Origin of the sequence: Microbacterium sp. ISL-103 (assembly GCF_018613995.1) — a bacterium.
Lineage (GTDB): Bacteria > Actinomycetota > Actinomycetes > Actinomycetales > Microbacteriaceae > Microbacterium.
In genome coordinates this window covers 1-9,653 of the sequence record NZ_JAGGPD010000273.1, presented here as the reverse complement: position 1 = coordinate 9,653, position 9,653 = coordinate 1, and the positions used below count along the sequence as shown (strand labels likewise).

Here is a 9,653-nt window from a genome sequence, read left to right as displayed (position 1 = left end):
CGAAGCCGAGGGACGTGAAGAACGCGTTGGCGAGGTCGATGGAGTCGCGGCTCGCGGCGCGAACGAAGGTGATGTCGGTCATGATTCAGGTTTCTGTGACGTGCCGCATAGAGAGGCCATGGATATCAACAAGACGAACAAGAGGAGCTTTGTGACGGTGGAGGGAGAACTGGACAGCCTCATCTACGTCACGGGCGGGACGCTCCGCGACCACGCGAATGTCACGAGTGCCAACCGTAGAGCTGCACACATCGCACGTCTTCGACGCTCGCGGAACGCGGGTGTCGCAACGCACGCAGTAAACGTCGTCATGAGCTGAGGGTCAGATCATGACGTTACCGGTCTGAGACTGCGGGCGACGTTGGACACAGCGCGGGTCACTACCCCGGTACCTCATACCGTCCGTGCTTCCGGTCAGTTCGTCGCCCAATCGTCCATCGTCAGCTCGAAGTCATCTCCCGGGGTCAGTTGGAGGTCTCGAGCAACAGCCAGAGAGATTTGCTCAACTCGAATCGCTTTCATCATCATTCGGGGAAGGCTCCCGCTGAACTCGCGGGTGGAATCCCAGTCCGCGAAAACCTCGGTGAGGTAGAGAAGTCGACGCTGGGATTCCTGGATGGCCGCGAACTCGGAACGGAGCCCTGCTTCGTCTGCACCGTCTTCGTGCGCGGACAACTGGTTCTGAACATTCTCCAATCGGCGGCGCAAAGTAGCGACTGCCGAGTTCGACGCGGCAGAGGCGACGTTGCCAGCGAACGAGTATGCCTCCATCAGGTACGTGCCGACACCATCAACCAGCTTCTGGAATCGCTCAGTCTGGGAGTCGAGGGTGTAATCCACGTAACCGATCTCGGCCAACGTCTGGGCATGTCGGTTAGACGGCGAATAGCTCTCTTCAACCGTGTAGGTGAACAATGCGACATCTGTGTCATCGGCGATGTCGACGGCCTGCGCCGTGAAACCTGAGAGGGAGTAGATGAGGGCGACGCTGTTCGGAGCCGCTGCTCCGATGAACTGCTGAACCGTTGGAGAGCCGACTGGTTTGCGCATGTGCTTCACCTGAGCGGAGCCGCTGGCTGCGAGGACGTCGATGCCCTTGTCTGCACCGCGCTTGGTGATCTCCGCATCAGCGAAACCGAGCGAGCGCATGTGTATTGCGGCGGCCATCTCCGCCTCGGCCCAAGAGGTAATCATGCTCTCAGTCATAGCAGGTACCGTTCGCCAACACGGCAGATGCGGCCGCCGCCCAGAAGGGGGTGCTGTCACAGCGCCCGCGCGTCTGACCTACTCTGGTTTGCGTGCCCACCTTCGAGAGTATGGACGGATCCGTCGACCTTGAGGCAACGGACGACCTCAGGTTCGACATCGAAGACGCCCTATCCTTTTGGTACCGGTACGGGCGCCACCCGTACCGGTCGCTCGGCGGGATGCCGAAGTTCATGATTACCAGCGCCGACTTCCGCTACGTCGACAGCCCGCGCTTCTGGCGGTTCACCTTGGATCAGACCGAAGACCTGGTGAAACGCCTGTGGCCAACTGACGGAGCGGAGGCACTCGCTCAGCTGCGGCGCATCAGCGGGTACGAACCGAGTGGACCTGAGGTATCCATAAACCCCTGATTTCCGGGGGTCAGAAACAGCGCCACGTTCTACGCTTCAGCAGTCGAGGCGGGGAACAGCGTAACTTCAGTCGGCACTTGAGCCAACTACGTCGAATCTGGACCAGGTAGGTCGAGGCCGCACACACTTGCTGAAAAGAACGAAGGGGCGGATGCTGCGGCATCCGCCCCCTTCGTCGTGTGACCGCGTCGCGGACGCCCGTGACGCCAGGATCGGCCTCAGGCGCGAGCCTGGGGGCCGTCGACCGTGTCGAGGAGCAGGACCAGTTCGTCGGGGGCAGGCCAGCGGTCGATGTCCTGGATGGAGCCTCCGGCATCCATCCAGACGATCTCGTCGTCGGGTGTCCAGTCGGCACCCGGCGCGATGCTGAGGTGTGCGAGCTTTCCGTCGGCGATCGTGAGGGTCACGTCGGCGCTGCGTCCATCGAGCGGGTGGTAACGGCCGGCGACCGGGAAACGCGTGTCGTGCGGAACAGCGCGGGGAAGACCGTCAGGAACCTCGAAGCCGATCCCCGGATAGAACGCGTCCTCGTCTTCGCCGAGGTATTCGATCACCCGTGCCGCCGCGAGTTGAACTCGCAGCTGCGGTGCACCCCAGCTCTCGGTCGCGGCGAGCAGGGCGTCGATCAGTCGTCGGACATCCTCGGGCATCTCGACTGTCGTCTCTTCCGCGACGTCGCTGCCGTCCGGCTCGGAGACAGGGGCGGATCTGCTTCTGCCCGACACGGCGGCGACGACCATGAGGATCGCGGACGCAGCGGCGAGCACTGCCCGCGGACGCGCGACACCTCGGCGTATGAGGCCTCGATGCAGCTTCGCATCGACCGCATCGGATGCATCGGCGAGACCGAGCGTCGCACCGATCGCGACCGCGGTGAGGCCTGCGCGGAGCGGACGGCGAAAGAAGTCATCCTGCAGGTCGCGCAGTCCCACCCAGGTGACGAAGCCCGACAGTGCAGCGGAGCCGATGCGCACGCCGAGGCGTCCGCCGGTGGTCTGCGTCGCCGGATCGGGGTACGTGAGAACCCCGCAGAGGGCGCTCACTGCAGCGATGTGCGGCAGGCGATCAGGGTCGGTGAGAGATGTGAGCAGCCGCCGCAGTCGAGTGGGTCGTCGAGTCGATTCAGTCACGCGACCACGGTAGCGGGTGCGCGAGAGGCAAGGCGCCTGCGTCACCGATCGGACGCCGTGCCCATCGTCGGGATCAGCGCGTCCAGAGGATCGCCGAGACCAACTCGGGAGTATCCGCTATGGCGACCCACTCGTCGGTGACCAGGATCGACTCGTCTTGGGGGCTCGGATGGGAGTACGTCAGCCATGTGCCCTGCTCGTCTTCGCGGGCGATGTAGTCGTTCGCGGCGGCGAGAGCCAGGAACTGTTCGCCCTCGCCCTCCGCCAGAGCGGACCAGGCGAAGTACGTCGCGGATTCGACGCTGCCTTCGACTCCCCAGGGGCACTCGATCGCCGCGCCGGTGGGGGTGAAGCCGAGCTGGGTCCACGGCTTCTCGAAAGGAAACAGGTCGGCGGAACGCAGCTCCTGATCGACCGCGGGATCCAGCATGGACTCGCAGCTGATCGTGTCGACCGTCGGGCGCTGCGCGCTCGCCTCCGTCGGCTCGGGCGTGGGAGTCGCCGTCGCAGGCGGGGCGGTGGCCGTGGGGGTCGCAGTGGGGGAAGGGCTCGCTGCTCCGGCATCCGACTCCACCGCGCAGCCGGCGAGAGCCAGGGCTGCCGAAACGATGGCGATCACAGACAACGTGGTCTTCGTTCTCGTCATCCGGCCAGGCTATGGCATGACGACGGGGGCGGATGCCGCAGCATCCGCCCCCGTCGTCAGACCCGCCGATCAGGCCGGGGTGTCGTTCGGATCGAGGCTGCGCAGCGTGTCGCGCTCGACCTCATTGTCGGCGGTCAACTGGTCTTCGGTGTGCTCGTCTCCGCCGATGGCCGCGTCACGGTCGGGGCTCGCGTCGCCCTGGATGGCTCCGCGAGGGGATTCGCCATGCGAGCTGTCGCCCTGGATCGCGCCGCCCTGGGCTGCGCCCTGAGCGTTGCCCTCTTCGGCATCGCCCTGGATCGCTCCGCGGGGAGAGTCGCCATGCGAGCTGTCGCCCTGAATGGCGCCGCCCTGGTTCGAGCCCTGGGCGTTGCCGTCGAGCTCGTCGGGCTGACGCTCGGCATCCGCCGCCGACTGTCCGTCGGGTGCCGTGTTGTGCTCGGGATTCTGGGCGGGAGAGCCTTCGGCCGGCTCTTCGGCGTGCGGGGTGCGTCCTGTGTTCTGGTCCATGACGTGACGGTACGTCTGCCCCGGCCACGCGTGGAGGGCATTGACAAACCGCCGCCGCGTGCTCAGAACGCGGGCTGCAGGACGCCGACCGCGCTCAGACCGCGGTCACTCCTTCTTCGACGTGCGGATCGGCGTCGTGACGGCTGCCTCGTCGCTGAACTCGACCGGATCCGCCTTCTTGTCGAGGATCTCGGCTTCGTCGACGACGTTCAGCGGCCTGGTCTCGTCGAGTGTCATCAGGAAGCGGCTGCTCTCAGAGCGGTGCAAGCGGCCTGAGGTGAACACCCAGATCGCGCCGATCGCGCAGGCGACGAACCCGGCGGTGCCGCCGAGCATGATCGCGCTGCGGGGCCCGAACGTATCGGCCACCCATCCGGCGATCGGAGCCCCGACCGGCGTCGACCCCATGATCACGGCCATGTAGAGCGCGAGCACGCGGCCTCGTAGGGCCGGCGCCGTGGTCATCTGCACGTAGCCGTTCGCTGTCGTGAGCAGGGTCACGATCATGAACCCGGTGAACGTCAGGGTGACGGCATAAGAGATGTATGTCGGCATCGCCGCTGATATGAATGCGGCGATGCCGAATCCTCCGGCCGCCAGGATCACGACGCGCACCCTGGCGCGGTCGCGACGGGCAGCGAGCAGTGCGCCGGCGAGAGAGCCGATCGCGAGCACCGAGCTCAGCACGCCGTACCCGTCTGCGCCGGCTCCGAACTCGAGCGCCATGGTCGAGGCGAAGATCGGGAAGTTCATGCCGAACGCGCCGATCAGGAACACCGTCACGAAGACGACGCGCAGATCGCTGCGCCCCCACACGTAGCGGAAGCCCTCGGCGAGCCCGCCGGGTCGACGGTTCTTGAGCCGCGGCGCGAGCTGGCCGGTGCGCAGCAGCAGTAGGGCGACCAGCATCGCGAGGAAGGTCACGGCGTTCGCGATGAACACCCATCCCGAGCCGATCGCGACGATCAGCAGGCCGCCGACGGCAGGGCCGATCATGCGAGCGAGGTTGAAGGATGCCGAGTTGAGGGCGACCGCGTTCGACGTGTCGCCCGACGAGACCATGTCGGAGACGAACGCCTGCCTCGCCGGTGCGTCGAAGGCGTTGACGACGCCGAAGGCGGCGGCGAAGCAGAACATCATCGGAAGCGTCATCACGTCGTTCAGCAACAGCACACCGACCGCGATGGCCAGCATCAGCAGCGCGCTCTGGGTGGCGAGCAGGATGCGGCGCCGTTCGAATCGATCGGCGACCCAGCCCGTCAGACTGACGAGCACGAGCGGCGGGCCGAACTGCAGCGCCATGGTGAACCCCATGGCGGCGGCGTCGTTGTCGGTGAGCTCGGTGAGCACGACCCAGTCCTGGGCGGTCGCCTGCATCCATCCGCCGATGTTCGAGACCAGGGCGCCGGCGAACCAGATGCGGTAGTTGATGTTCGAGAACGAACGGAACATCGCGCTCATCTGTCGACCACCTTCCGGATCAGTGCGCTCGCGTCTCGCAGCGTCGTCAGCTCGTCCTCCGTGAAGTCGAACTCGCCGAGCATCTCGGCGAGCAGCTCGTCGCGGCGCCGGATGGTCTGCGCGACGATCTCGGTGCCTGCGTCGGTGATGTCGACCTGCACGCGGCGGCGGTCTTCGGCATCCGGCGTGCGGAACACGAAGCCCTGCTCTTCGAGCCCGTTGATCATGCTGGTCATCGACGGCGCCGTCACGCGCTCGCGCTCGGCGAGGGCGGTGATCGTGCGGCGTCCGTGCATGCGCAGCGTGGCGAGCACAGCCAGCTGGGCATCGCTCATCGCGTCGACGGCTCGGGCGCATCGCAGGCGTCGGGCGAGCCGGAACGTCGCCATGCGCAGATCCGTCGCGGTGAGCTGGAGGGATTCATCAGACGCAGACATTACTTAGACAGTCTAAGTAATTTTCCCTCGAACCGGAAACCCTGCATCGGCCGCGGTCCCCGGGCAGGCCAGAATGGTCGGATGACCCGAACCCCCGTGATCGAGATCGCCGTGCAGGATTCCGCCGGTGTGCGCATCGCCGGAGCGGTCGGCGCCGCGCGCGTCGAACTCGCCCAGGCACTGGCCCTCGGCGGTCTGACACCGTCGCCCGCCACCCTCGAGCTCGCGATCGAGGCCGCGCGCGACGCCGGCCCCGAGGTGCACGTGCTGGTCCGGCCCCGCGCCGGGGGCTTCCATTACGACGCCGACGAGATCGCGCTGTCCGAGCGCGACGTCCGCCGCGCGATCGAGGCGGGAGCCGACGGAGTCGTGATCGGAGCCCTGGATGCCGAGGGCCGCCTCGATGTCGACGTGATGAGCCGACTGCGTGACGCTGCGGGCGGAGCATCCGTCACTCTGCACCGGGCGATCGATGTCACCGCAGATCCGCTCGCCACCCTGATCGCCGCCCGCTCGCTCGGACTGCGCCGCGTGCTCACCTCGGGCGGAGCCTCGGTCGCGATCGACGGCATCGACACGCTCCGTGCCCTCGTCGCCGAGGCTGCGGGATCGATCGAGATCATGGCGGGCAGCGGAGTGGATGCCGCCAGCGCCGCAGCCCTCGCCGCGACCGGCGTCGACGCACTGCACTTCTCGGCCAAGCGGACGGGGCACGNNCGGCCAAGCGGACGGTGCACGAGGCCGGCGGCGGGCGCATGGGCTCGGCCGCTGACGGGGTCGGCGGGTACGAGGTCACCGACCTCGACATCGCGCGCGGTGTCATCTCGGCGCTGTCGGCCTGACGCACGCCGCTCAGCCTCAGTAGTGTGGGGGCGTGACGGATACCCGCGAATTCACGGATGCCCACGGCATCGCCATCGTCTACGACGTCCATGAGGCGGTGGGCGAAGCCCGAGGAGTCGTGCAGCTGCTGCACGGAGTCGGCGAGCACGCCGGACGCTACGGTGCCCTGATAACCGCGCTCACCGAGGCCGGGTTCTGGGTCTACGCCGACGACCACCGCGGGCACGGGCGCACAGGCATCCGCCAGCACGAGGGCGTGGCCAAGCTCGGCCGGCTCGGCAAGGGCGGGTTGCGCGCGGCCGAGGCGGCGATCTGGCAGCTCACCGGCACCATCACGGACGAGCACCCCGACCTGCCGCTCGTGCTGCTCGGGCACTCGTGGGGATCGTTCCTCGCGCAGATGCTCGTGAACGACCACCCGGATGCCTGGGACGCGGTGATCCTGTCGGGTTCGGCGCTGCGCACGCCGGGGTTCCTCAACGCCGCACCGCTGAATGCCCGGTGGGCGGGCGAGGACGCCACCGGCCTCGAGTGGCTGAGCCGCGACCCTGCCGTCTGGAAGGCGTTCGACGAGGATCCGCTCACCACCGATGTGCCGCTGCTCAAGCTCTTCGGTCCCGTCGAGGCGGCCAAGCTCTACGGCCGACCGCGCAAGGACCTCGGACACGACATCCCGTTGCTGCTACTCGTCGGTCGCGACGACCCGGTCGGCGGGCCCCGGAGCGTCCACAAGCTCGCCGACGAGTACCGCACGCGCTCCGGCCTCACCGACATCACCACCCTCGTCTATCCGGATGCGCGCCACGAGATCTTCCAGGAGCTGCAGCAGGCCGAGGTCAGGGCCGACGTGCTGTCGTGGCTCGACGCGCGCATCCCCGCTCGCTGATCGCGGCTGATCCCCGAGAGCCGCGTTCGCGCGTCGCCGTGTTACGCCCGGTGAACCCGCGTTACAGCGGGTGAATCCGCGTGACGGCATCTCGGCACACCGCATTCCCTTCCGCATAGATTCGCGGCGAGAGGGAGGTGCGGGGTGGGTTTCGAAGACGACTGGCGTGCAGGGCACGAGTCGCGCGAGCGCTATGCCGGCGCCGAGTACGGCCCGGCCGCGCTCGAGTCGACGAACTGGCTCATCACCGAGCCTGCTGCCGTCGAAGGGGTTCCGGGGCTCTGGGCGCTCACAGGAGACGGAGGGATCCGCGGCAGCGATCTCGGCACCGCAGGCTCGGTCGTCACGCTCAGGGGTGGCGAGACGCTGCGGCTCGGAAGGCGCGAGCTGCGGGTCTTCGACCGGCGAGGCGATGTGGCACTGAGGGTCTTCAACCCGCGGCGTCCGGAGCGCGAGCGGTTCAGCGCGATCGACGCGTATCCGCCGCGGGAGGGGTGGCGGATCGCGGCGCGGTTCGAGCCGACGCCGGGGGAGACGATCACGGTCACGACCGTCGACGGGCATGCTCAGCAGACGGATCTGGCCGGTCGGCTGCACTTCACGCTCGACGGCGTCGCCGTGACACTCGCCGCGACCCGAGCCCCGCAGGGCGGGCTCAGCGCGGTCTTCGCCGACGGCACCAACGGCACCGAGACCTATCGGTTCCGATTCCTGCCCGTCGAGGAACCGGCATCCGATGGCTCCGTGCTCATCGATTTCAACCGCGCCTACCTGCCGCCCTGCGCGTTCTCGGATCAGTACGTGTGCCCGCAGCCACCTGCGGGCAATCGCTTCTCGGCGCCGATCCGCGCCGGTGAGCGTGCGGTCGTGCTCGGGCGCTGATTCCGCGGCGCACGGCGCCGGGGCGACGGCCTCGCCTTAAGCTGTAACCGTGCACGGTGAATTCAAGGTTCCAGGAGGAAAGCTCGTCGTCGTCGACCTCGAAGTCGAAGACGGCAGGATCGCTCGTTTCCGGCTCGCCGGTGACTTCTTCCTCGAACCCGACACCGCACTCGACGACATCGACCGGGCGGTCACCGGCCTGCCGGTCGAGACGGATGCCACGGCGATCGCCGCAGCGGTGCGCGGTGCCCTGCCAGAGGGTGCGCAGCTGCTCGGCTTCACGCCCGAGGCCGTCGGCACCGCGGTGCGCCGAGCGCTGGTGACGGCACCGGGCTGGAACGACTTCGACTGGGAGATCGTGCACGAGAAGGCGGTCTCTCCTCGCATGAACCTCGCGCTCGACGAGGTGCTCACCTCTCGCGTGGGCGAAGGACGCCGACGCCCGACCCTGCGCATCTGGGAATGGGACCAGTCGGCCGTCGTCATCGGCTCGTTCCAGTCGTACCGCAACGAGGTCGACCCCGAGGGAGCGGCCCGCCACGGCTTCGACGTCGTGCGACGCATCTCGGGCGGCGGCGCGATGCTCATGGCTGCGGGGCAGATCATCACCTACTCGCTGTACGTGCCGGCATCGCTCGTGCAGGGCATGACCTTCGCCGACTCATATGCCTTCCTCGACGACTGGGTGCTGCAGGCGCTGCGCTCGCTCGGGATCGACGCGATTTACCAGCCGCTCAACGACATCGCCAGCTCGTCGGGCAAGATCGGCGGAGCAGCCCAGAAGCGCCTCGCCAACGGGGGAGTGCTGCACCACGCGACGCTGTCGTACGACATCGACGGGCAGATGATGACCGAGGTGCTGCGCATCGGTCGCGAGAAGCTCAGCGACAAGGGCACGACGTCGGCGGCGAAGCGCGTCGATCCGCTGCGCAGCCAGACCGGCCTCGCGCGGGCCGAGATCATCGAGCGCTTCAAAGACACCTTCCGCTCGCTCACCTCGGCCGAAGACGGCTCGATCAGCGCCGACGAGTACGCCGACGCCGAGGCACTCGTCGAGTCGAAGTTCGCCACCGACGCGTGGCTGCAGCGGGTTCCGTGACCGATCCTGCGCCTGCTCCGGCGCCTGCTCCGGCGCCTGGCCTCTCGCCGGATGCGGGGTCTGCTCCCGATGCCGCGCCGGCGGCTGTCGCCCGCGGCGCGGTGTCGATTCTCCAGGGTGACAACCTCGCCGCAGCGGCC

At 67.7% G+C, this 9,653-nt stretch carries 12 protein-coding genes; 6 read left to right on the top strand and 6 right to left on the bottom strand.

Annotated features, from left to right (window positions below; genetic code table 11):
• A partial coding sequence (locus J7E68_RS10920; RefSeq protein ID WP_215172515.1) for a hypothetical protein occupies positions 1-319 on the top strand: 319 nt, incomplete at its 5' end.
• 95 nt (positions 320-414) lie between these two features.
• Here J7E68_RS10920 and J7E68_RS10915 read toward each other — a convergent pair.
• Positions 415-1,206, bottom strand: a complete 792-nt coding sequence (locus J7E68_RS10915) for a restriction endonuclease (RefSeq protein ID WP_215172513.1) — start codon at positions 1,204-1,206, stop codon at positions 415-417.
• A 92-nt stretch (positions 1,207-1,298) separates the two neighbouring features.
• Here J7E68_RS10915 and J7E68_RS10910 point away from each other — a divergent pair, with 92 nt between their 5' ends.
• Positions 1,299-1,619 carry a hypothetical protein gene (locus tag J7E68_RS10910; protein ID WP_215172511.1) on the top strand — a complete coding sequence of 107 codons (321 nt, stop codon included), beginning with the start codon at positions 1,299-1,301 and terminating at the stop codon, positions 1,617-1,619.
• A gap of 218 nt (positions 1,620-1,837) precedes the next feature.
• On the opposite strand, the gene J7E68_RS10905 is transcribed toward J7E68_RS10910, so the two are convergent.
• The 5 genes from J7E68_RS10905 to J7E68_RS10885 all read right to left on the bottom strand — a co-directional run bounded on the left by J7E68_RS10905 (position 1,838) and on the right by J7E68_RS10885 (position 5,803).
• Complete coding sequence (locus tag J7E68_RS10905; protein WP_215172508.1) at positions 1,838-2,749, bottom strand: hypothetical protein; 912 nt, start codon at positions 2,747-2,749, stop codon at positions 1,838-1,840.
• A 73-nt stretch (positions 2,750-2,822) separates the two neighbouring features.
• Entirely contained in the window at positions 2,823-3,395 is a 573-nt protein-coding gene (locus J7E68_RS10900; protein WP_215172506.1) for a hypothetical protein, read from the bottom strand.
• Between the two features lie 69 nt (positions 3,396-3,464).
• Positions 3,465-3,905, bottom strand: coding sequence for a hypothetical protein (locus J7E68_RS10895; protein ID WP_215172519.1), 441 nt, complete (start codon positions 3,903-3,905; stop codon positions 3,465-3,467).
• A 105-nt stretch (positions 3,906-4,010) separates the two neighbouring features.
• Positions 4,011-5,357 carry an MFS transporter gene (locus tag J7E68_RS10890; RefSeq protein WP_215172517.1) on the bottom strand — a complete coding sequence of 449 codons (1,347 nt, stop codon included), beginning with the start codon at positions 5,355-5,357 and terminating at the stop codon, positions 4,011-4,013.
• Between the two features lie 5 nt (positions 5,358-5,362).
• Positions 5,363-5,803 carry a MarR family transcriptional regulator gene (locus J7E68_RS10885; protein ID WP_215172504.1) on the bottom strand — a complete coding sequence of 147 codons (441 nt, stop codon included), beginning with the start codon at positions 5,801-5,803 and terminating at the stop codon, positions 5,363-5,365.
• Positions 5,804-5,884: 81 nt separating this feature from the next.
• Between J7E68_RS10885 and J7E68_RS10880 the strand changes: the two genes are divergently transcribed.
• The 4 genes from J7E68_RS10880 to J7E68_RS10865 all read left to right on the top strand — a co-directional run bounded on the left by J7E68_RS10880 (position 5,885) and on the right by J7E68_RS10865 (position 9,513).
• Positions 5,885-6,739 carry a copper homeostasis protein CutC gene (locus J7E68_RS10880; protein WP_251048896.1) on the top strand — a complete coding sequence of 285 codons (855 nt, stop codon included), beginning with the start codon at positions 5,885-5,887 and terminating at the stop codon, positions 6,737-6,739.
• The gene (locus J7E68_RS10875) at positions 6,678-7,532 is read left to right on the top strand and encodes an alpha/beta fold hydrolase (protein ID WP_215172502.1); all 855 of its coding nucleotides are present in this window, start codon (positions 6,678-6,680) and stop codon (positions 7,530-7,532) included. The genes J7E68_RS10880 and J7E68_RS10875 overlap by 62 nt, the downstream gene beginning before the upstream one ends.
• A 144-nt stretch (positions 7,533-7,676) precedes the next feature.
• On the top strand, positions 7,677-8,414 hold the full coding sequence (locus J7E68_RS20315; RefSeq protein WP_215172500.1) for a DUF1684 domain-containing protein: 738 nt from the start codon (positions 7,677-7,679) through the stop codon (positions 8,412-8,414).
• A gap of 49 nt (positions 8,415-8,463) precedes the next feature.
• Positions 8,464-9,513 (top strand): biotin/lipoate A/B protein ligase family protein, encoded by a 1,050-nt coding sequence (locus J7E68_RS10865; protein WP_215172498.1) that lies wholly within the window; start codon positions 8,464-8,466, stop codon positions 9,511-9,513.
• The last annotated feature ends 140 nt before the right edge of the window (positions 9,514-9,653 follow it).

Excerpts from the sequence above, each read along its gene's own strand:
- J7E68_RS10900 (WP_215172506.1), bottom strand. The coding sequence starts at position 3,395 with ATGACGAGAACGAAGACCACGTTGTCTGTGATCGCCATCGTTTCGGCA.
- J7E68_RS10915 (WP_215172513.1), bottom strand. The coding sequence starts at position 1,206 with ATGACTGAGAGCATGATTACCTCTTGGGCCGAGGCGGAGATGGCCGCC.
- J7E68_RS10895 (WP_215172519.1), bottom strand. The coding sequence starts at position 3,905 with ATGGACCAGAACACAGGACGCACCCCGCACGCCGAAGAGCCGGCCGAA.
- J7E68_RS10890 (WP_215172517.1), bottom strand. The coding sequence starts at position 5,357 with ATGTTCCGTTCGTTCTCGAACATCAACTACCGCATCTGGTTCGCCGGC.
- J7E68_RS10885 (WP_215172504.1), bottom strand. The coding sequence starts at position 5,803 with ATGTCTGCGTCTGATGAATCCCTCCAGCTCACCGCGACGGATCTGCGC.